Below are 20,109 nucleotides of genomic sequence, written 5' to 3' on the forward strand. Positions count from 1 at the left end.
GCCGCTCGCCCCTCAGCGGCACGGCCACCGGTGCCGGCAGGTCACGGCTCCTCCCGCCATCCCTCCCACTCCCCGGCGAACTCGTCCAGCTCCGCCGGGTCCAACCGTCCCGCCTCGTCCCTCAGCAGCACCAGCCACTGCGCGTCCTCCGCGTCGTCCTCCCCCGCCAGCGCGTCCCGCACCAGCCGCGGCTCCTCGCCGATCCCGAACCGCTCCCCGAGCGCCTCGGCGGCTTCCTCCGCCGCATCCCGATCCGGCAGCACCAGCACATGTCTCACATCGCTCACGGCCTCATTCTCGGACACTGCGAACCACCGCGAGAACCGGAACGATCCCGAACGGCCTGCTCAGCCCTTCGGCACGATCTGCACATCGAGGTCGACCCGGATGCTCGGCCCGACGACCGCGATCCCGCGCGCCAGCATCGTCTGCCAGCTCACGGTGAAGTCGTCCCGGTGCAGTTCGGTCGTGGCCCGGCAGGCCGCCCGCGTCTCGCCCTCCATGCCGTTGCCGAGCCCGAGGTACTCCGTGTCCAGGGTGACCGTGCGCGTCACACCGTGCAGGGACAGCGCCCCGGTGACGGCCCACTTGGTGCCGCCCCTGTGCACGAACCGGTCGCTGTAGAACTCCAGCGTCGGAAACCGCTGCACGTCCAGGAAGTCCGCCGACCGCAGATGGTCGTCCCGCATCCGGACGCCCGTGTCGATGGTCGCGGCGTCGATCACGATGTGCATCGCGGACCGCTCGACCGGGTCGGCGATCCGCACCGCACCCGCGAACGAGTTGAACCGCCCGTGGATCCGGGCCAGTCCGATGTGCCGCGCGGTGAAGCCGATCGAGGAATGTGCCGGCTCGATCTCCCAGTCCCCCGCCGCTGGCAGGTCCGGCGGCTGGGCGACCTGGAGGGTCACGTCACCGAGCGAGGCGAGGCAGTTCTCGCCGACCAGTGCGGTCGCCCGGTACGGCGTGAACCCTTCGGCGGACACCGCCAGCCGGTACTCCCCCGCAGGTACGGTCGTCATGAACGACCCGTAGGGGTCCGCTCCGCCGCTGACCACCGTCCGCCCCATGGCGTCGCTGACCGCGAACTCCGCCTTCACCACCGGTTCGTTGACCGGGTCGAGCACCCGGCAGCTCAGTACCCCGGCGTCGGGCGGAGTCCGCACCGCCGCGAGGGGACTCGTCCGTTGCACCCGGTTCGTTCGGTTTGCCATCAAGCGGCCGAACATCCACGCCACCCCTGTACGCCTCGCCACCATCCGTTACCGAAGACACATTCGATCACCGATGCGGCTTTCGGGGCAACACGGGCCCACATCACGGGAATCCAGCACATACGCTGGAACTACGCACGAGTAGCATGCTACGCGCCAGTAGTAACATGTCCTCCCGTGAAGCCCGAATTACCCGTTCGGGTCGTCGTTCCGCGGATTTCGCACAGTGGGCACCCGGTCCAGCCCGATGCCGAACCACTCCCGGTAGGCCCCCAGCACCTCCTCGTCGTGCTCCAACTCCCTTGCCTCGCGCGCCCCGTCGGCCGCCGTCACCGTCAGCGTCCGCCCGCCGAGCGTGATCCGCCCGCCGTCCTCGGTGATCCGGGAGCAGACCAGCGACTGTGTGAAGTGGGACGACGGCGAGGTGCTGTGCCACCACGCCCCGGCCGTGAAGTCCCCCAGCACCCGCGGCCGGACCTCCAACCGGTACTCCGGCTTCCCGTTGCGCAGCACATCCAGGTCCCCGTCCGCCGCACCGCCCTCTCCCCCTGCCCCCGCCGCGTCCGGCCCGGCCGCCGTGATCCGGAACGTCCCGCCGGGATCGGCCTGCTCACCCCGCTCCCCGAACGCCAGCGGGTAGTGGCTGTGCGCCCCGAAACCGACATCGGCGAGCCACTCGTCCCCGTCCGCCGTCCGTACCCGCAGCGCGAGATGGTCGTACGGGATCCCGACCCGCCCCTCCGCCCCGTACACCCGCCCGGCCAGCGGCGTCACCTCGAAACCCAGCGCGGTCAGCAACACCGAGAAGGCACCGTTGAGTTCGTAGCAGAACCCGCCCCGGCCCGCGTCCACCACCTTGTCCAGCAGTCGCTTCTCCTCCAGCACGATCTCCTCGCCGAGGTGGATCGACAGGTTCTCGAAGGGCACGGTCCGCAGATGCCGCAGATGCAGCTCACGCAGAACCCCTGCGGTGGGCCGGGCCGGGCGGGCGGCCCCGAGACGGCGGAGATAGGCGTCGATCCGAGCGGAGTTCACCGAGTTCATGCCCTCAGTCTCGCGCCACGCTCAGCTCCCCCGTCCCCCGCCCCGTACGTCCACCGGTCACGGCGAGCGCCCCGTCCCGGTCGGTCCGCAGCACCACCGCCCCCAAACCCTCGAGCTCGGCCACCGTGCCCGGCGCCGGGTGACCGTACGGGTTGTCCGTTCCGCACGAAATGAGTGCGACCCTAGGCGCCACCAGCCGTATCAGCTGCGGATCCTGGTACGCGGATCCGTGATGGGCCACTTTCAGAACGTCCACCCCGCCCAGTTCGGCAGCCGCCGGTGATCTCAGCAGTTCCTGCTGGGCCGGGGGTTCGAGGTCCCCGAGCAGCAGCATCCGCAGTCCGGCCGTACGGACCAGCAGCGCCACGCTCGCGTCGTTCGGGCCGTCCGGCACCGATGCCGGATCAGCCTGCGGCCACAGCACCTGCCAGTCCAGCGGCCCGGCCCTGCGCCGCTCCCCGGCGACCGCCCGCGTGAGCGGGACGTGGTGCTCGGCCGCCTCCCTGCGTACGAACTCGGCCTGCTCCGCCGGCTCCTCGAACCCGGTCGTCTCGATCTGCGCCACCGTCCGCCCGCGCAGCACCCCGGGCAGCCCCGCGACATGGTCGGCGTGGAAGTGGGTGAGGACAAGGAGCGGAACGCGGGTGATGCCGAGTTCCCGCAGGCAGTGGTCGACCAGCGCCGGGTCGGGCCCGGCGTCCACCACCACGCCCGTCCCCGCGCCCGCCGCGAGCACGGTCGCGTCACCCTGCCCGACATCGCACATCGCCAGCCGCCAGCCGGGCGGCGGCCAGCCCGTGATCACCCGCGTCAGCGGCACCGGCCGTACGACCAGCAGCACGAGCAGCACCCCGAGCACCCCGCACCACCACGGATGCCGCAGCAGCCGCCGCCCCAGCAGTACGACGACCACGGTGACCCCGGCGAGCAGCAGCGCCCCCGCCCAGCTCCCGGGCCAGTCCACTCCCGCGCCCGGCAGCTCGGCCCCGGTCCGGGCGATCCCCGCGATCCATCCGGCCGGCCAACTCGCGCACCACGCCAGCGCCTTGGCCACCGGCATCGCCACCGGAGCCACCGCGAGCGCCGCGAACCCCAGCACCGTGGCCGGCGCGACCGCGATCTCGGCCAGCAGATTGCAGGGCACCGCCACCAGACTCACCCGCGCCGACAGCACCGCGATCACCGGTGCGCACACCGCCTGCGCGGCCGCGGCGGCTCCCAGCCCCTCGGCCAGCCGTTCCGGCACCCCGTGCCGCCGCAGTGCCTCGCTCCATCCGGGCGCCAGCACCAGCAGTGCCCCGGTGGCCAGTACGGACAGCAGGAAGCCGTAACTGCGCGCCAGCCACGGGTCGTACAGCACCAGCAGCAGAATCGCCGTCGCCAGCGCCGGGATCAGGGATCTGCGGCGGCCGGTGGCCAGGGCGAGCAGGGCGACGGCTCCACAGGCCGCGGCCCGCAGCACACTGGGGTCCGGACGGCACACGACGACGAATCCGAGTGTGAGTGCCGACGCGAGCAGCGCGGTCGCCCGCAGCGACAGTCCGAGGCGCGGGGCGAGGCCGCGCCGCTCGACCTGCTGCGCCAGACCCGGCGGTCCGATGAACAGGGCCAGCAGAATGGTGAGGTTGCTGCCGGACACCGCGAGGGTGTGTGCGAGGTCGGTCTCCTCGAAGGCCTCGTCCAGCTCGGGAGTGATCCGCGAGGTGTCCCCGACGACCAGCCCGGGCAGCAAGGCCCGCGCGTCCTCGGGCAGCCCGTCGGTCGCCTCCCGCAGTCCGGCCCGCAACCGCCCGGCCAGCCGCTGCGGCCCGCTCGGTTCCCCCACCAGCATCGGGGCGGGCGAATCCCGCACCCGCAGCATCGCAGCGACCCGGTCCCCGCCGGCCGTCGCCGGCGCCAGCCGCCCGCTGACCCGCAGCCGCGTGGAGGGCAGCAGGCCGAGCCACACCGACCGACCGCCGCCGCCGGGCGCCCGCACGCCCGAGTCGATGGCCATCAGCACCGGCGAACGTGTCGTCACCGCGGTCCCGTCGCCCGTCTCCACCCGCCGTACCTCGCCGCGCACCAGCACCGCGACCGGAGTGGCGTGATTCCCCTGCACCCGCGGCCTGCTGACCCAGGGGTCGCCCGTGAGCTCCACCTCTGCGGTCACGGTCGCGTACCCGCGAGCCAGCCCGGGCACCGGCCCCCTGCGCACATCCGCCCCGTGCAGCCCGGCGGAGACGGCCGCCCCGGCGACGCACAGGAGCAGGGCGCCGACGGAGGCGCTCCGCCAAGTCGCCGGGAGAGGCGTGGTGTCGACGGTCCCAGTCCCCGGTCGAGGACCCGTCCGGCTCCGCCACAGGAGGATCACCCCGGCGACCAGGCAGGCGACGGCGATCCCGGCCGTCCACCCCGGTGCCGCGTCCAGCGTCAGTGCCGCCGTCGCCCAGGCGGCCGACGCGGGCGGCACCAGCCGCAGGTCGGCCGCTCCGTCCTGCCGGGGGTGCGCGGTCCCGAGCCGCCCGTCCGAGCCGGCGGGGACGGCCCGGCGGCGCACGGTCACGGGCCCCGGCGGGGCGCCGTCGGTCACGGGACTCATGGCTGTACCAGATCCCGGAGGTCGGAGAAGCGCCGGTCGCCGATGCCTTTGACCTGGCGGAGTTCGTCGACGGAGCGGAAACCGACGTGCTGGGTGCGGTAGTCGACGATGTGCTGGGCCAGGACCGGGCCGACTCCGGGCAGTGCGTCGAGCTGCTCCACGGTCGCGGTGTTCAGGGAGAGCGGAGCGGCCGGGCCCGCTCCCGTCGCGGCACCCCCGGCCTGGCCCGGTGCGGCCGGCGGGGCGGGGCCGCCCCCGACGACGATCTGTTCGCCGTCCACCAGGAAGCGGGCGCGGTTGAGTCCGTCGGTGGCCGTCCCCGGCCGCACCCCGCCCGCCGCCCGTAGCGCGTCGGTCACCCGGGACCCGGCCGGCAGGCTGTGAACCCCCGGCTCACGCACCTTCCCTGTGACGTCCACGACGATCTCGCCGACAGCCCCGCCGGTCCCACCGGGCGCCGTGGCGGTACCGGCGCCCCCAGCCGGCGCCTTTCCCTCGCTCTTCCCGCTTTTCTCGCTCTTGTCGCTTTTCTCGCTCTTGTCGCTTTTCTCGTACGGTGCTTCCGCACGCACCACCTCCGGCGCGTTCACCGACTCGGTCCGGCCTGTCCAGAAGTGCTGGACGGCGAGGGCCGCGGCCACGACGAGGACCGCCCCGAGGGCGACCGCGCCCCGGCGTTCCAGCCCGCAGCGGGTCTGCAGCCACACCGGCATCCGCTCCCGCACGGCGAACCCGAGCCGGGCCCGCATCGCGGGAAGCGCCGGCTCGCGCCGGGTCGTGGTCTCGCCGGCCAGGGCGCGGGCCGAGGACATGACGGCCGCCGCTGTGGACAGTGCGGCCACAGCGGTGCGCACCCCGGATGTGGCGGCCCGCATCCCGGATGTGGCGGTGGCCGCGGTCAGTCCGGTCGCCGGACCGGTGCCGGTCACCGTCCCTCCGTGCGGCGGTCCTTGTGCGGGCTCCGGCCTGGTGACTCCCCGTTGGCCGAAGAGGAGTTCCGCCCGGCGGCGCAGTTCGTCGGGCGGGGCCGGACGGTGGCGGGTGGGGATCCGGACCGGGGACCGGCGGTGCCGGGTGCGGCCGTCGGAGGCGGGGCCCCGGCCGGGGCCGCTGGTCGCATGTGTCGTGTGTGAGCGTGATCGAAGTGCCATGCGACGAGGATGGGGCTTCCCGCCGATTCATGATGATCTTGCCCAATTTCCGTGGATCACAGCCGGGTTGTGGACAACTTCGCCACCCGCACGAGTGAACGCGGTGCGGCTGCCGCCCCGGATCCGCAGGTCACCGCGGGGAGACGACCGCTCCGAGGAGCCCGGGTCCGGTGTGGGCGCCGATGACCGCGCCGACCTCGCTCACATGCAGGTCGGCCAGCCCGGGCACCCGCGCCCGCAGCCGGTCGGCGAGGGCCGAGGCACGGTCGGGGGCGGCGAGGTGGTGAACGGCGATGTCCACCTCGGCGCTGCCCGCACGATCGGCCGCGAGCTCCTCGAGACGGGCGATGGCCCGGGACGCCGTCCGCACCTTCTCCAGCAGTTCGATGCGTCCGCCGTCCAGCTGGAGCAGGGGTTTGACGGCGAGCGCGGAACCCAGCAGGGCCTGGGCGGCGCCGATACGGCCGCCACGGCGCAGATAGTCGAGGGTGTCGACGTAGAAGTACGCCGAGGTGCCCGCGGCACGCTTCTCCGCCGCCGTGACGGCCTCATCGACGGTGCCGCCCGCCTCGGCGGACTCGGCCGCGGCGAGCGCACAGAAGCCGAGCGCCATGGCGACCATCCCGGTGTCCACCACCCGAACCGGGACGGGTGCTTCGCGGGCCGCGACGACCGCCGCGTCGTAGGTGCCGGACAGTTCGGCGGACAGGTGCAGCGAGACGATGCCGGTGGCCCCGGACTCGGCGACCCTGCGGTAGGTTTCGGCGAACTCCTCGGGGCTGGGCCGGGAGGTGGTGACGGGGCGCCGCTTCTGCAAGGCCTGCGCCAGGGAACGCGTCGAGATCTCGGTGCCCTCTTCGAGGGCCCGGTCGCCCAGGACGACGGTCAGGGGTACCGCGGTGATGCCGTGGCGCTCCATCGTCCGCGGCGGCAGGTAGGCCGTTGAATCGGTGACGATCGCGACATGGCGGGACATGAGCTGGAGGTTACCTGGCGTAGCCCAGGGGCGGCAGCCCGCCCCCGCTTCCCCTGACCGGTACCGGCCGGATCAAGTGCTGCTCTCCGGGCGGGGCTTCTTCTGCCAGGGGTAGACCTGGCGTCGGCCGGGCGGGGTGATCGCGGGCTTCACAGGCTCCTCGGAGGCGGCCGAATTCGGTGCCTCCGGCCAGCTCTGGCGGTCGCCCGGGCCGTCCGCGGCCTCGGGCCACGGCGGGGTGTCGGACGCGGGGGCCGGACGGGTCCAGTGCCGCAGGGCGTCCGCCTCGACGCCGATCTGTGTGCTCAAGGTGTCCAGATCGTCGTCGGCGAACCGGCGGGCCCGGTCACGGGCCGCCCAGCGCAACGCGTCCGCGGACTCGGTGATGCGCTCGGTGCGGCGGCGCAGCTCGGGCAGCCGCCCGGCGAGCGTGACGCGGTCCGGCTCGGACTCCAGACGCCGCAGTTCGCCGTCGAGTTCGTGTCCGTGCGCGCTGAGCCTCTGGAAGAGGCCGAGGGACTCCTTCAGCGACTCGTCCTCGGCGACGCCCGCGTGCAACGCGTCCTGGGTGGCCCGCATCGAGGTGCGCAGGGTGAGCCGCAGCTGGGCGATCTCGGCCGCCGGGCCGATCTGGACCATGGACCTGGCGCGCAGTGTGTGATCCTCGACCGTGCGCCGGGCCTGCGTGATCGTACGGTCCACACCGCGCTTGGCGGCGCCGACCGCCTTGAACGTGACGTACGCCCCGCCGGCGACGAAGACCAGGAAGAGCAGGGCGAATACGACGATCACTGCTTCCACGGTGCTCCTCCTCCGCTCCCGACCACCCGACCGCTCTCGCACACGGCGTGGGTGGCCGCGCCCCTCAACGGTAAACGCAAAGGGCAGGCCCAGGGTTCCGGAAGAACCCCGAACCTGCCCGTAGGGGACCACCCGGAGGCGGCCTGCGGCGTTACGCCGTGACGATGTTCACCAGCTTCGGCGCGCGCACGATCACCTTGCGGATGTCGGCGCCGCCCAGCGCCGCGACGACCTTCTCGTCGGCCAGCGCGGCCTTCTCCAGCTCCTCCTCGGAGATCGCCGGAGGCACCTCCAGGCGTGCCTTGACCTTGCCCTTGATCTGGACGACGCAGGTCACGGTCTCGTCGACGACGTACTGCGGGTCGGCGACCGGGAAGTCCCGGTGCACGACCGAGTCGGTACGGCCCAGCTTGCGCCACAGCTCCTCGGCGATGTGCGGGGCCAGCGGCGCGATCATCAGCACCAGCGGCTCGGCGACCGTACGCGGCACGGCGACACCGGCCTTGGTCAGGTGGTTGTTCAGCTCGGTGACCTTGGCGATGGCGGTGTTGAAGCGCAGGCCCTCCAGGTCCTGGCGGACGCCTTCGATCGCCTTGTGCAGGGCACGCAGCGTCTCCTCGTCGGGCTCGGCGTCGGTGACGGTGATCTCACCGGTCGCCTCGTCGACGATGTTGCGCCACAGCCGCTGCAGCAGCCGGAACTGGCCGACCACCGCGCGCGTGTCCCACGGCCGGGAGACGTCCAGCGGGCCCATCGCCATCTCGTACAGACGCAGCGTGTCGGCACCGTACTCGGCGCAGATCTCGTCCGGAGTCACCGCGTTCTTCAGGGACTTGCCCATCTTGCCCAGCAGACGGGTGACCTGCTCGCCCTCGTAGAAGTAGGTGCCGTCCTGCTCCTCGACCTCGGCGGCGGGGACCGGGAAACCGCGGGAGTCGCGGTAGACGTAGGCCTGGATCATGCCCTGGTTGAACAGCTTGTGGAACGGCTCGGCGGAGGAGACGTATCCCAGGTCGTACAGGACCTTCGACCAGAAACGGGCGTACAGCAGGTGCAGCACGGCGTGCTCGGCACCGCCGACGTACAGGTCGACACCGCCGTGCGGCATGCCCTGGCGCGGGCCCATCCAGTACTGCTCGATCTCCGGGTCGACCAGCTGCTCGCTGTTGTGCGGGTCCAGGTAGCGCAGCTCGTACCAGCAGGAACCGGCCCAGTTGGGCATGGTGTTGGTCTCGCGGCGGTACTTCTTCGGCCCGTCGCCCAGGTCCAGGGTGACGTCGACCCATTCCTCGTTGCGCGACAGCGGCGTCTCGGGCTGGGTGTCGGCGTCCTCGGGGTCGAAGGTGCGCGGCGAGTAGTCCTCGACCTCCGGCAGCTCCAGCGGCAGCATCGACTCGGGCAGCGCGTGGGCGACGCCGTCCTCGTCGTAGACGATCGGGAAGGGCTCGCCCCAGTACCGCTGGCGGCTGAACAGCCAGTCGCGCAGCCGGAAGTTGACGGTGCCCTCGCCGATGCCCTTGCGGGCCAGCCACTCGGTGATGCGGGCCTTGGCCTCGACGACCGGCAGACCGTCCAGCTTGATGCCGTCGTTGGACGAGTTGATGATCTTCGCGTCGTACGACCCGAAGGCGTCCTCCCACGTCGCGGTGTCGGTGCCGCGACCGTCGGTCGGCTCGACGATGCAGACGATCGGCAGCTCGAAGGCGCGCGCGAACTCGAAGTCGCGCTGGTCGCCGGCCGGGACGGCCATGATCGCGCCGGTGCCGTAGCCCATCAGCACGTAGTCGGCGATGAAAACCGGGATCTTTTCGCCGTTGACCGGGTTGGTCGCGTACGCACCGGTGAAGACGCCGGTCTTGTCCTTGGCCTCGGCCTGCCGCTCCACCTCGGACTTGGCACCGGCCTGTGCGCGGTACGCGGCGACGGCCTCGGCCGGGCCGGCGTGGCCACCGGTCCACACGTCGCGGGTGCCCTCGGGCCAGGCGGCCGGGACGAACTTGTCGACCAGCGGGTGCTCGGGGGCCAGCACCATGTAGGTCGCGCCGAACAGCGTGTCCGGGCGCGTGGTGAAGACCGTGATGTTCTCGCCGTCGATGGGGAAGTCGACGCGGGCGCCCTCGCTGCGGCCGATCCAGTTGCGCTGCTGCAGCTTGATGGCCTCGGGCCAGTCCAGCGCCTCCAGGTCGTCCAGCAGCCGGTCGGCGTAGGCGGTGATGCGCATGTTCCACTGGCGCAGCTTGGCCTTGAAGACCGGGAAGTTGCCGCGCTCGGAGCGGCCGTCGGCGGTGACTTCCTCGTTGGCCAGCACGGTGCCCAGGCCGGGGCACCAGTTGACCGGTGCGTCGGAGGCGTAGGCCAGCCTGAACTCGCCCAGGACGTCACTGCGCTCGGCGGCGGTCAGCTCGTTCCACGCGCGCGTGTGGCCCGGTACGGAGCGCTCACCGGACTCGAACTGGGCGATCAGTTCGGAGATCGGGCGGGCCTTGTCGGCCTCGTCGTCGTACCAGGAGTTGAAGATCTGCAGGAAGATCCACTGGGTCCACTTGTAGTAGTCCGGGTCGATCGTGGCGAACGACCGGCGCTTGTCGTGGCCCAGGCCGAGCCGGCGCAGCTGGACCTTCATGTTCTCGATGTTGGCCTCGGTGGACACCCGGGGGTGCGTGCCGGTCTGCACGGCGTACTGCTCGGCGGGCAGGCCGAAGGCGTCGAAGCCCAGGGTGTGCAGGACGTTGTGGCCGTTCATCCGCTGGAAGCGGGCGAAGACGTCGGTGGCGATGTAGCCCAGGGGGTGTCCGACGTGCAGGCCCGCACCGGACGGGTACGGGAACATGTCCATGATGAACTTCTTGGGCCTGGCGACCAGCTCGGGGTCGCCCGCCAGGTCACCCTTGGGGTTCGGCGCCGCGTACGTGCCGTCGACGTCCCAGAAGTCCTGCCAGCGTGCCTCGATGTCGGCCGCCAGGGCAGCCGTGTAGCGGTGCGGCGCTGCCTCCGCCGACGTAGCGGCGGCAGCGGGGTTCGTCTCGCTCATGATCCTCAAAGCTCCATCGGTCGTCTCTGCCTGCGGCTGCGAACTTTCTAGAAACGAAAAATCCCCTCACACAGGAGGGGACGCCGCGCCGATGCCGACCAACCGTTTCGTCCGGCGGTCGGGACTGATCAGCGCGGCCCGCTAAGCAGAAGGCGTACGGCACGCATGGCGTCAGGGTACCGCAGCGCTTGAGCAAGCTGCGACGCGCTTACGTATCAACGGTTGACACGTGCGTCTAAGGCGACCATCGGGACGAGAGTTGAACCAGGTTCAAGATTTTCTTCGCGTACCGTCCACTAAGGGACACCACAAGGGCCACACCACTCTTTGATAACAACGCAATAACTCAAACCTCGTACTGATCGGTATGGCGCCACTTAGGCTGCGGCACCGGGACCGCTTTCCCGAACTGCTCGGAGTTGCCCCCATGAACCCTCGTCGTAGTAACAGCTCGCTCCCCAAGCCAGGCCGCTCGGCCTATGGGGTGGCATCCGCTGTCGTTCTGCTGCTCATACCCGTTGTCGTCCTGCTCGGAGGTGACTGGCTGCAGCAGTTCCTGAACTTCGGTGCGGGTGTGCTGGCGCTCGTCTGCCTCACCTGCTCGTGCATCTGGGGCCTGGTCGCCCAGGACCGGATTCTCCTCAACATCCGCCAGCGGATCGTGGCGCAGGCCATCCACCGGGTCACCGCAGTCGCCTCGATCGCGTTCCTGTTCGTGCACATCGGCGTCAAGATCGCGCTGGACCACGCCGACTGGATCGCGGCCCTGATCCCCTTCGGCTGGCTCGTCACAGGCAGCGGGGGCGCGAACCCGGGCAGTGCCACCCTCATCGGCATGGGCTCCCTGGCCGCCTACCTCATGATCTTCGTGGGCATCACCGGAGCGCTGCGCAACCAGTTCGCCACCCCCGCACCGGTCGCGGCCCGCTGGCGCGCGATGCACATGATGGCCTACCCGGCCCTGTGCTTCGCGGTGATCCACGGCCTGTTCGCGGGACGCGCGGCCAAGCCGTTCTTCATGATCTCGTACGAGCTGTGCCTGGCCGGGATCATCGCGGCCCTCGCCCTGCGTGCGGCGCCGCGCCCGTTCAAGCGCAGGTTCGCCGACCGGCTGGTCACGCTCCTGGGCGACTCGGCCCGGTCGAGCCTGAACGAGCTGGACGCCAGCCGCGCCCGGGTCAGCGAGTCCGGCATGTCGGGCTACGACGGCGGGCGTGAGCGCGAGCGCGAGCCGAGGCCGTCGCGGGCCGACACGGCGACCTCGCAGTCGAACCCGCTGTTCCCGTCCGCCGCACCCACCGCCGAGCCGGCCTCCGGCTTCGCGGCCGCCTACCGCGCCACGGCCGCGCCCGGCCAGCCCCAGTCGCCGTTCGCGGCCGGCCAGACCGCCCGAATGGAGCGGATGGACATGCAGGGCACCCAGGCCATGCCGCGCATGGACGGCCCCGCCAGCACCTCCGGCAGCTGGCCGATCCCGTCCCCGCCGCCGGTCGGCGAGGCGCCCCCGTCGGCGTACGACCCGCTCCAGGACACCGGATACAACATCCCGGTCTACGGCAATTCGGGCGCGGGTGGAGCGGGAGGACGTGATGTGTACGACACCGGTGAGACGAACGCCCGCTACGGGACGTACAACTCGAATGACACGTACAACAGCGGTCCCGCCAACGAACCAGCGCCCGGCGCGTCCTTCGACGCACCGGGTTCGGGCGAACCTTGGAACACGCCTTCCGGAGGCTATAGGTGAACGAGGCCCTGCCCGACGTCCCAGAAGTCCGCGTGGTCGGCCTTCCGCAGCTCACGTCGGGCTTCGACCTTGTCGAAAGACTCGATCTGCCCATGCACCTCAAGGTGCACGGGCCGCTTGAACCCCTGGGCGGGGAGCAGCTCGCGCAGCTCTCCGAACGCATCAACCTGAAGGGCCGCGGCGGCGCGGGCTTCCCCTTCCACAAAAAGCTGCGCTCGGTCGCCGAAGCCGCGATCAAGCGCGGCGTACGGCCGGTGGTCGTCGTCAACGGCAGCGAGGACGAGCCGGCCTGCCGCAAGGACACGGTGCTGATCAACCGTGCTCCGCACCTGATCCTGGACGGCGCCCTGCTGTGCGCCGAGGCACTGGGTGCCCGCACGCTCGTGGTGGGGGTCACCCGGGAGTCCACACAGCGCTCCATGGAGCAGGCGCTCGCCGAACGGGGTCTGAGCACCGGCCGCCGTTCGGCTCTGAAGGCGTTCGTGCAGCGCAACCCGGTCCGTATGGTCACCGGCGCCGCCGCGTCGCTGATCCGCTCGATCGACGGCGGCCCGGCGATCCCGCCCGGCCGCAAGACCAGCGCCTCGCAGAACGGTGTCGGCGGAGCGCCCACGCTGCTGTCGAACGCCGAGACGTTCGCGCAGCTGGCGATCGCCGCCCGTATCGGGCCGGAGCGCTACGGCAACACCGGTCTGTACGACGAGCCGGGCACCGTGATGCTGACGGTCTCCGGTGCGGTCGCCCGCCCCATGGTGATCGAGGTCCCCACGGGTGTGCCGCTGCGCTACGTCCTGCAGCTGGCCGGCGCCCCGCCGGTCCCGCAGGGCGTGCTGACCGGCGGCTACCACGGCAGGTGGATCGACGCGGCCACGGTCAACGAGGCGATCGTCTCCCGCAACTCCCTGGACGCGGTGGGCGGTGCGCTCGGCGCGGGCGCGATCCTGCCGATCACGCAGGACACATGCCCCCTGGGCGAGTCGCTGCGGGTCGCCCAGTGGCTGGCGGAGGAGAGCGCGGGGCAGTGCGGCCCCTGCTACCTCGGTCTGCCGGCGGCAGCGCGCGGCATGGAGGACATCCTCAACGGCGGCGGCCCCGCCGCGCTGGAGGCACTCAAGCAGGTCGCGAAGAACGTGAAGCGGCGCGGCGCGTGCTCGCACCCGGACGGCTCCGCGATGTTCCTCGAGTCGACGATCAAGGCGTTCACCGACGACTTGGCGGCACACGTCCTCGGTAACGGCTGCGGACGGCCCGTGGAGGGTGTTCTGCCGCTCTTCGAGGACGGCAAGATGCCTACGGGCATCCCGGGCGGCGGAGAGCCCGAGGACAACGGTGGCGGCAGCCGTCAGAAGATCTACGTCGACTGGACGCTGTGCCGGGGCCACGGTCTGTGCGCGGACATCCTCCCGGAGGTCTTCGAGCTGGGCGCCGACGGCTTCCCGACGGTCGCGCAGGCGAAGGTGCCGCGGTTCGCGGAGGCCAAGGCGATCCGCGCGGTGCGCCGCTGCCCGGCGCTCGCCCTGCGCATCGAGGAGGACACACGTTCGCAGGCGCCGGCCAAGAACCTGCCGGTTCTCTCGCAGGGCCGCGGCCGCCGGGCCCTGGGCCGCTGACCGCACCGCATCAGCACCACGACGAGCACCACATGTAAGGCGGGCCACCCGGTCGGGTGGCCCGCCTTACATGTGACACAAGTTTGCGGTGTTTCCGGACAACGGTTTCTGATGTTCCCGAACAACGCCGAAGGCGGACCGTCCATCCGGACGGTCCGCCTTCGATTTTTGTGGAGCTAAGGAGAATTGAACTCCTGACCTCCTGCATGCCATGCAGGCGCTCTACCAACTGAGCTATAGCCCCTTGTTTTGGTCCGCCGGGTTTCCCTGGCGGCGACGCCAACATTACACGGTCGACGGGGTGGACCACCAAATCGTTTCCGTTCTGTACGGATACGGACGCTACTGTCGGACTTCATGACCGTGATCGCGTTCTCCGGGACCCGACGCCGGGTGCCGGCTGCTCTGGGGACGTGCGTCCTGTCGTTCACGGCGTTCTGGGTGGCGCAGCGGGCCGCGCATGTGTCGATGATCGACCTGATGGTCTACCGGGCGGAGGGGACGACCGTCCGCGCGGGCGGCGATCTCTACGCGCTGCGTACGACGGCGGCCCATCTGCCGTCCACCTACCCGCCGTTCGCGGCTCTGCTGTTCACTCCGCTGACGCTGCTGGACGTCACGAGCATGCGCACGCTGGCGACGGCCGGGAATCTCGTCCTTCTGGTGGTGTTCGTCGGGCTGTCGATGCGGCTTGTGGGGCACGCGCGCGTGGAGGGCGTGCTGTGGGTCGCGGCGGCGGCGGTGTGGTGCGAGCCGGTGTGGACGACGGTGCGCTACGGGCAGGTGAATCTGCTGCTGTCCGTGCTGGTGCTGTGGGATCTGTCACGCCGTCCCGCCGAACGCCCGGACCGGTGGGCGGGGGTGGGCGTGGGGCTCGCGGCCGCGGTCAAGCTGACGCCGGCCCTGTTCGCGGTGTTCCTGCTCGCCACGGGCCTGGTCGCGCGCCTCGGAGGCCGGGACGGGGGCCCCTGGCTGCGGCACGCGCGCGGGGCGGCCGCCACCTTCGCGGGGGCGACCCTGCTGGCGGTGGCCACCCTGCCGTACGACTCGTGGCGGTTCTGGACCGCGATGGTGTTCCGGACTGGGCGGGTAGGGCGGGCCGAGGAAACCGCGAATCAGGCCCTGCGCGGCGTTCTGGCGCGGTTGCTGCACACTCCGGAGCCAGGATCCGTCTGGGCCGCCGCAGCGGCCCTGACGGCCGTCCTGGGGCTTGCTGTGGCGGTCGCCGCGGAGCTGCGCGGCCGACGGGCCTGGGCGGTGGCCGCGTGCGCGGTGACCTCGTTGCTGATCAGCCCGGTGTCCTGGTCGCACCACTGGGTGTGGTGCGTGCCCGTGGTGCTGCTGCTGTGGACGCGCGGGCATCGGGCTGTGGCCGTGGGCACGGTGGCGGCCTTCTGCTCGTACGCGCTGTGGTGGGTGCCACACGGGCAGGGACGGCCCGAACTGCACCAGAGCGCCGTCGGCTTGACGCTGTCGGCGCTGTACCCGGTCACCGGTGTGCTGTTCTTGGCGCTCGCCCGGACATCGTCGCCGAGGCCGGGCACTGCTCAGGACGTGCCGAAGCCCAGGCCGACGAAGCTCAGGCCGTGACGAACGAGTAGAACCTCTTGAGCGTGCAGTGCTCTTCGAGGAGGCGGCCGTAGATCGGCTCGCCCTCCAGCTCACGGTAGGTCTCGATCGGGTCGCCTTTTATGATCAGCGCCCGCGCGCATTCCTCGCACCAGTACTGGTAGTCGGGGTTGATCGGCTCCATGTCGCGGACGATCGGGGTGCCGCTCCCGCACCAGTCGCACTTCCGCCTGTGTGCACCCATCGATCAGCTCCAGCTGTGGCCGCAGGCCGTGCACACGTAGGAGATCCCGCCGTTGTCGCCCAGTACTTGGGCGACATGCACGGAACCGCAGGAAGGGCAGAGCAGCCGGGTGATCGTGTCCCGTATCAACGCAGCACCGAGGAGGTGGCCGCCCTCCCCAAGGATGCTCGCAGGCATCGCTACTCCTCCCGTCGGGCCGCGCCCCCTTCCGGCCGTTTGATTCTGCCACGGCCGGACCAATACGGTCAGCGACGCCTCAGTACCAGTCCGGACACAGCACCCACGGCCGCCGTTGCGGCCAGCGCCCAGGCACAGGCTGACAGCGCCTCCGCAGAGGTATACGCCCGTGGGCCCCCAAGTGACTCAAGCCGGTTCAAGAACAGTGTGCCGAACGCGGCGACCCCGATGAGCTGACCGAGCTGGGTGACGGTGGCAAGGAGGCCGCTGGCGTCCGCGGCGTCCTCGGGGCGCACGGTTGCGAGCGCGCCGGTGAGCGTCGGGCTGAAGGCGAGCGCGAGCCCCATGCCCACTCCGGCGTACGCCAGATAGAACCACGCGCCCCCGTCGCCGCCCCCGCGGAAGGCCGCTCCGACACCGGCCACGCCCAGCGCGGTCAGCGCGAATCCGGCGGGGGTCAGCACCCGCTGCCAGGAGGCGGGCCACCTGCGCCAGGTCAGGGCGACCGTGCCGAAGACGACGGCGGTCGGCGCGAAGGTGAGACCGGCGTGCAGCGCGCTGTAGCCGAGGCCGTTCTGGACGTGCAGGGTGAGCGTGAACAGGAACCCTGCGTTGACGGCCATGACGGCGAGGATGCGGAGGACGGCCAGCCCCATGCCGGGGTGGCGCAGCACCCTGGGTGCGATCAGCGGGGCGCCGCCGTGCCGGGCGAGCCGGGACTCGTAGCCGCAGAACAGCGCGAGAAGGACCACGGAGGCGGCCAGGGAGAGCCAGGACCACAGCGGCCAGGCCTCCTGCTGCCCGAGCACCAGGGGAACCGTCAGCAGCGACACGGCGGCGCCGAGCAGGACGAGGCCGGGCAGGTCCAGGCCGCGTGCCCGCTCGGCTCCGGATCCGGTGCCGGGCGGCAGGACACGCCGGCCCAGGACGAGGAGCACGGCGCCGACCGGCACGTTGACGAGGAACACCGGCCGCCAGCCGGTGCCGAACAGGTCGGCGCTGACCAGGACGCCGCCGACGACCTGGCCGGCCGCGGCGCCGACGGCCAGGACCGCGGAGTAGGCGCCGAGCGCCCGGATACGGGCCTCGCCGGTGAAGGCGCGCTGGATGATGCTGAGGACCTGCGGGATCATCACCGCCGAACCGGCGCCCTGCACCAGCCGGAACACGATCAGCTCGGTGGCGCCCTGGGCCAGGCCGCAGGTCAGTGAGGCCGTCGTGAACAGAGCGAGTCCGGCGAGGTGGACCCGGCCGTGGCCGAGCCGGTCGCCGAGACAGGCGCCGGTGATCAGCAGCACGGAGTAGGTGATGGCGTAGCCGGCGACGATCAGTTGCAAGTCGGCGCCGGTGGCGTGGAGTTCGGAACCCATGGTGGGAGCCGCGACGTTCACGATGAAGACGTCGAGCACGGCCATGAACAGGGCCGCGAGGACGACCGCGAGGAGCAGCCGGGGCCGGTTGTCGGTGCCGGGTGTTTCGATTGTCACAGGGCTCGGAGCGGGTGCGGGATCTGGTCCCGTCCGGGATGTCGTCGTCATGCGTCCGAGCGTGGCGACGGGCCGGTACGGGTGCCGAGAGCCCGTCGATGCTGGTACTGGCAGCACCTGGCAGGGGGTGGGCCGGGGGCGCACGCTGGAGGACATGACGACGGGGGCGTGACCATGGGGACGGCAGCACACCGCCGCAGGCCGGAGCTGGCCGCTTTTCTGCGCAGCAGGCGGGCCCGGGTGACACCGGCGGACGTCGGTATGCCGCCAGGGCTGCGCCGGCGCACTCCGGGGCTGCGCCGGGAGGAGGTCGCCCAGCTCTCGGGCGTGGGCGTGACCTGGTACACGTGGCTGGAACAGGGCCGGGCGATCAACGCGTCGCCGCAGGTGCTGGACGCGGTGGCGCGCACGCTGCGGCTTGACGCGCCGGAGCGGGAGCATCTGTACCGGCTGGCGGAGGTGGCGTTCGCGGCGGCGCCGGAGCGGTTGTCCCGGTCGGTGGGCGCGGAGGTGCAGGGCATCATCGACGCTCTGGATCCGCTGCCCGCGGTGGTGTACACGTCGCGTTACGACGTGCTGGCCACCAACACGGCCTACCGGGACCTGTTCCTGGTGCCGGAGACGGTGCGGATCGGCGTGCCGAACGTGTTGTGGACGCTGTTCACGGTGTCGGAGGAGGCCTGCCCGGTGGTGCACCGGGAGCGTGAACTGCCGACGATGGTGGCGACCCTGCGTTCGAGCTACGGCAGACATGTCGGCGAGGCGGCCTGGGAGGACTTCATACGGGCGTTGTCCCGGTCCAGTCCGCACTTCGCCCGCTTGTGGGCGAGCGGTGCGGTGGCGCAGCCGGGGCCGCGGGTGAAGACGTTCCGTCATGAGGCGGTGGGCGAGCTGCGGATGACCTCGCAGTCGCTGTCGATCGACGGGATGCCGGAGTCCCGGATCGTGGTCTACACGCCGGAGGACGAACGGACGCGGGAGAAGGTCGCGTTGCTGCGGGAGCGCAGGCAGCGGCTGTGGCCGGTGACGGACGAGGAGGCCGCCGAGATCATGCGGGAGTGGAACACAGAAAATCCCGACCTCTGAAGAGGACGGGATTCTCGTCACCGATCTTTGACAACTCGACAGTGTGTGGAGTGTCGATCTGTGGAGCTAAGGAGAATTGAACTCCTGACCTCCTGCATGCCATGCAGGCGCTCTACCAACTGAGCTATAGCCCCTTGCGTTCTTCCCGTCTCTCCGCTTGGCGGGGCGAACAAGAAGAACTTTAGCCTGCGACCTGCCGGAAAGTGAAATCCGGGTCCCGGGGCGGGCCGGGTGGCCGCAGGATCCTCGGCCGGCGGCCGAGGATCCTCAGTCGTCGTCGCCGAGGACGGGCTCCGGGAGGGTGCCGGCGTTGTGTTCCAGGAGCCGCCAGCCGCGGGCACCTTCGCCGAGTACGGACCAGCAGCAGTTGGTGAGTCCGCCGAGGCTCTCCCAGTGCTGGGAGTCCAGGCCGAGGAGGCGGCCGATGGTGGTGCGGATGGTGCCGCCGTGGCTGACGACCACGAGGGTGCCGTCCTCGGGCAGTTTCTCGGCGTGCCCGAGCACGACGGGGGCGGCCCGGTCGGCGACCTCGGTCTCCAGTTCGCCGCCGCCGCGGCGGACCGGTTCACCGCGCTTCCAGGCGGCGTACTCGTCGCCGTGGCGGGCGATGATCTCCTCGTGGGTGAGGCCCTGCCACACGCCCGCGTAGGTCTCGCGCAGCGCCTCGTCATGGACCACGTCGAGGTCGGTGAGAGCGGCGAGCTGGGCGGCCGTGTCGGCGGCCCGCCGCAGGTCCGAGGAGACGATCGCGTCGGGGCCCAGGGAGGCGAGGAGCCGGGCCGCACGGCGGGCCTGGCCGATGCCGGTCTCGGTGAGCTCGACGTCGGTGGAGCCCTGGAAGCGGCGCTCCACGTTCCACAGGGTCTGGCCGTGCCGCCAGAGGATGATCCGGCGGCCTCGGCCCTTGCGGTCGGTGACCTCTCCGGTGGCGCTCATCACCACTCTCCGCCCGGTTCTGCGGCGTCCTCGGAGGCCTTCAGCCGGGCATGCTCCGCGGCCTTGCCGCGGGTGGCCTTGGCGTCGGCGGGCAGCTCGATCTCCGGGCAGTCCTTCCACAGCCGCTCCAAGGCGTAGAAGACGCGCTCCTCGCTGTGCTGGACGTGGACGACGATGTCGACGTAGTCGAGCAGGATCCAGCGGGACTCGCGGTCGCCCTCGCGGCGCACCGGCTTGACGCCGAGTTCCTTCTGGAGGCGCTCCTCGATCTCGTCGACGATCGACTTGACCTGACGGTCGTTGGGCGCGGAGGCCAGGAGGAAGGCGTCCGTGATCGACAGGACATCGCTCACGTCGTAGGCGATGACGTCGTGGGCGAGCTTGTCGGCGGCCGCCTGGGCGGCGGCGGTGATGAGCTCGAGGGAACGGTCGGTGGCGGTCACTACTTGGCTTTC

17 protein-coding genes and 2 tRNA genes are annotated in these 20,109 nt (G+C 71.3%); 4 read left to right on the forward strand and 15 right to left on the reverse strand.

Annotation, left to right across the window (positions count from 1 at the left end; translation table 11 throughout):
- Positions 1-41 precede the first annotated feature (41 nt).
- The 8 genes from ACIRR9_RS32185 to leuS all read right to left on the reverse strand — a co-directional run bounded on the left by ACIRR9_RS32185 (position 42) and on the right by leuS (position 10,798).
- On the reverse strand, positions 42-287 hold the full coding sequence (locus ACIRR9_RS32185) for a hypothetical protein (RefSeq protein ID WP_403759029.1): 246 nt from the start codon (positions 285-287) through the stop codon (positions 42-44).
- A 60-nt stretch (positions 288-347) separates the two neighbouring features.
- Complete coding sequence (locus tag ACIRR9_RS32190; protein ID WP_403759032.1) at positions 348-1,229, reverse strand: YceI family protein; 882 nt, start codon at positions 1,227-1,229, stop codon at positions 348-350.
- Between the two features lie 174 nt (positions 1,230-1,403).
- Positions 1,404-2,249: an arylamine N-acetyltransferase gene (locus ACIRR9_RS32195; protein WP_403759345.1), complete on the reverse strand. Its 846-nt coding sequence runs from the start codon at positions 2,247-2,249 to the stop codon at positions 1,404-1,406.
- A 13-nt stretch (positions 2,250-2,262) separates the two neighbouring features.
- The gene (locus ACIRR9_RS32200) at positions 2,263-4,839 is read right to left on the reverse strand and encodes a ComEC/Rec2 family competence protein (RefSeq protein WP_403759034.1); all 2,577 of its coding nucleotides are present in this window, start codon (positions 4,837-4,839) and stop codon (positions 2,263-2,265) included.
- Positions 4,836-5,990, reverse strand: a complete 1,155-nt coding sequence (locus tag ACIRR9_RS32205; protein WP_403759037.1) for a helix-hairpin-helix domain-containing protein — start codon at positions 5,988-5,990, stop codon at positions 4,836-4,838. The genes ACIRR9_RS32200 and ACIRR9_RS32205 overlap by 4 nt, the downstream gene beginning before the upstream one ends.
- A 130-nt stretch (positions 5,991-6,120) precedes the next feature.
- Positions 6,121-6,966: a DegV family protein gene (locus ACIRR9_RS32210; RefSeq protein WP_123977041.1), complete on the reverse strand. Its 846-nt coding sequence runs from the start codon at positions 6,964-6,966 to the stop codon at positions 6,121-6,123.
- Positions 6,967-7,038: 72 nt separating this feature from the next.
- Positions 7,039-7,767, reverse strand: coding sequence for a hypothetical protein (locus ACIRR9_RS32215; protein ID WP_403759040.1), 729 nt, complete (start codon positions 7,765-7,767; stop codon positions 7,039-7,041).
- A gap of 151 nt (positions 7,768-7,918) precedes the next feature.
- Complete coding sequence (leuS, locus tag ACIRR9_RS32220; RefSeq protein ID WP_403759044.1) at positions 7,919-10,798, reverse strand: leucine--tRNA ligase; 2,880 nt, start codon at positions 10,796-10,798, stop codon at positions 7,919-7,921.
- A gap of 427 nt (positions 10,799-11,225) precedes the next feature.
- Here leuS and ACIRR9_RS32225 point away from each other — a divergent pair, with 427 nt between their 5' ends.
- Complete coding sequence (locus ACIRR9_RS32225; protein ID WP_403759047.1) at positions 11,226-12,545, forward strand: cytochrome b/b6 domain-containing protein; 1,320 nt, start codon at positions 11,226-11,228, stop codon at positions 12,543-12,545.
- Positions 12,542-14,155: an NADH-ubiquinone oxidoreductase-F iron-sulfur binding region domain-containing protein gene (locus ACIRR9_RS32230; protein ID WP_403759050.1), complete on the forward strand. Its 1,614-nt coding sequence runs from the start codon at positions 12,542-12,544 to the stop codon at positions 14,153-14,155. The genes ACIRR9_RS32225 and ACIRR9_RS32230 overlap by 4 nt, the downstream gene beginning before the upstream one ends.
- A gap of 171 nt (positions 14,156-14,326) precedes the next feature.
- On the opposite strand, the gene ACIRR9_RS32235 is transcribed toward ACIRR9_RS32230, so the two are convergent.
- Positions 14,327-14,399: transfer RNA gene (locus ACIRR9_RS32235), tRNA-Ala, on the reverse strand.
- Positions 14,400-14,512: 113 nt separating this feature from the next.
- On the opposite strand from ACIRR9_RS32235, the gene ACIRR9_RS32240 reads away from it, so the two are divergent.
- Positions 14,513-15,745, forward strand: a complete 1,233-nt coding sequence (locus ACIRR9_RS32240; protein ID WP_403759053.1) for a glycosyltransferase 87 family protein — start codon at positions 14,513-14,515, stop codon at positions 15,743-15,745.
- Here ACIRR9_RS32240 and ACIRR9_RS32245 read toward each other — a convergent pair.
- The 3 genes from ACIRR9_RS32245 to ACIRR9_RS32255 all read right to left on the reverse strand — a co-directional run bounded on the left by ACIRR9_RS32245 (position 15,735) and on the right by ACIRR9_RS32255 (position 17,683).
- Positions 15,735-15,968, reverse strand: coding sequence for a hypothetical protein (locus ACIRR9_RS32245; protein WP_006136074.1), 234 nt, complete (start codon positions 15,966-15,968; stop codon positions 15,735-15,737). The genes ACIRR9_RS32240 and ACIRR9_RS32245 overlap by 11 nt on opposite strands.
- 3 nt (positions 15,969-15,971) lie before the next feature.
- A complete protein-coding gene (locus tag ACIRR9_RS32250; RefSeq protein WP_123977035.1) occupies positions 15,972-16,145 on the reverse strand; it encodes a hypothetical protein in 174 nt (57 codons plus the stop codon).
- 68 nt (positions 16,146-16,213) lie between these two features.
- Complete coding sequence (locus tag ACIRR9_RS32255) at positions 16,214-17,683, reverse strand: MFS transporter (protein WP_403759057.1); 1,470 nt, start codon at positions 17,681-17,683, stop codon at positions 16,214-16,216.
- A 123-nt stretch (positions 17,684-17,806) separates the two neighbouring features.
- On the opposite strand from ACIRR9_RS32255, the gene ACIRR9_RS32260 reads away from it, so the two are divergent.
- Positions 17,807-18,718 (forward strand): helix-turn-helix transcriptional regulator, encoded by a 912-nt coding sequence (locus tag ACIRR9_RS32260; RefSeq protein ID WP_403759060.1) that lies wholly within the window; start codon positions 17,807-17,809, stop codon positions 18,716-18,718.
- Positions 18,719-18,779: 61 nt separating this feature from the next.
- Here the strand turns inward: ACIRR9_RS32260 and ACIRR9_RS32265 are convergent.
- The 3 genes from ACIRR9_RS32265 to rsfS form a co-directional block, all read right to left on the reverse strand.
- Positions 18,780-18,852: transfer RNA gene (locus tag ACIRR9_RS32265), tRNA-Ala, on the reverse strand.
- Between the two features lie 133 nt (positions 18,853-18,985).
- Positions 18,986-19,654 carry a histidine phosphatase family protein gene (locus ACIRR9_RS32270; protein WP_365349177.1) on the reverse strand — a complete coding sequence of 223 codons (669 nt, stop codon included), beginning with the start codon at positions 19,652-19,654 and terminating at the stop codon, positions 18,986-18,988.
- On the reverse strand, positions 19,654-20,097 hold the full coding sequence (gene rsfS / locus ACIRR9_RS32275) for a ribosome silencing factor (RefSeq protein ID WP_365349179.1): 444 nt from the start codon (positions 20,095-20,097) through the stop codon (positions 19,654-19,656). The genes ACIRR9_RS32270 and rsfS overlap by 1 nt, the downstream gene beginning before the upstream one ends.
- Between the last annotated feature and the right edge of the window lie 12 nt (positions 20,098-20,109).

This window comes from Streptomyces sp. NPDC101234 (genome assembly GCF_044767525.1).
GTDB lineage: Bacteria > Actinomycetota > Actinomycetes > Streptomycetales > Streptomycetaceae > Streptomyces > Streptomyces sasae.

Coding starts and splice junctions, on each gene's coding strand:
- ACIRR9_RS32250 (WP_123977035.1), bottom strand. CDS start 16,145: ATGCCTGCGAGCATCCTTGGGGAGGGCGGCCACCTCCTCGGTGCTGCG.
- ACIRR9_RS32270 (WP_365349177.1), bottom strand. CDS start 19,654: ATGAGCGCCACCGGAGAGGTCACCGACCGCAAGGGCCGAGGCCGCCGG.
- ACIRR9_RS32260 (WP_403759060.1), top strand. CDS start 17,807: ATGGGGACGGCAGCACACCGCCGCAGGCCGGAGCTGGCCGCTTTTCTG.
- ACIRR9_RS32255 (WP_403759057.1), bottom strand. CDS start 17,683: ATGACGACGACATCCCGGACGGGACCAGATCCCGCACCCGCTCCGAGC.
- ACIRR9_RS32210 (WP_123977041.1), bottom strand. CDS start 6,966: ATGTCCCGCCATGTCGCGATCGTCACCGATTCAACGGCCTACCTGCCG.
- ACIRR9_RS32225 (WP_403759047.1), top strand. CDS start 11,226: ATGAACCCTCGTCGTAGTAACAGCTCGCTCCCCAAGCCAGGCCGCTCG.
- ACIRR9_RS32205 (WP_403759037.1), bottom strand. CDS start 5,990: ATGGCACTTCGATCACGCTCACACACGACACATGCGACCAGCGGCCCC.
- leuS (WP_403759044.1), bottom strand. CDS start 10,798: ATGAGCGAGACGAACCCCGCTGCCGCCGCTACGTCGGCGGAGGCAGCG.
- ACIRR9_RS32200 (WP_403759034.1), bottom strand. CDS start 4,839: ATGAGTCCCGTGACCGACGGCGCCCCGCCGGGGCCCGTGACCGTGCGC.
- ACIRR9_RS32245 (WP_006136074.1), bottom strand. CDS start 15,968: ATGGGTGCACACAGGCGGAAGTGCGACTGGTGCGGGAGCGGCACCCCG.
- ACIRR9_RS32240 (WP_403759053.1), top strand. CDS start 14,513: ATGACCGTGATCGCGTTCTCCGGGACCCGACGCCGGGTGCCGGCTGCT.
- ACIRR9_RS32190 (WP_403759032.1), bottom strand. CDS start 1,229: ATGTTCGGCCGCTTGATGGCAAACCGAACGAACCGGGTGCAACGGACG.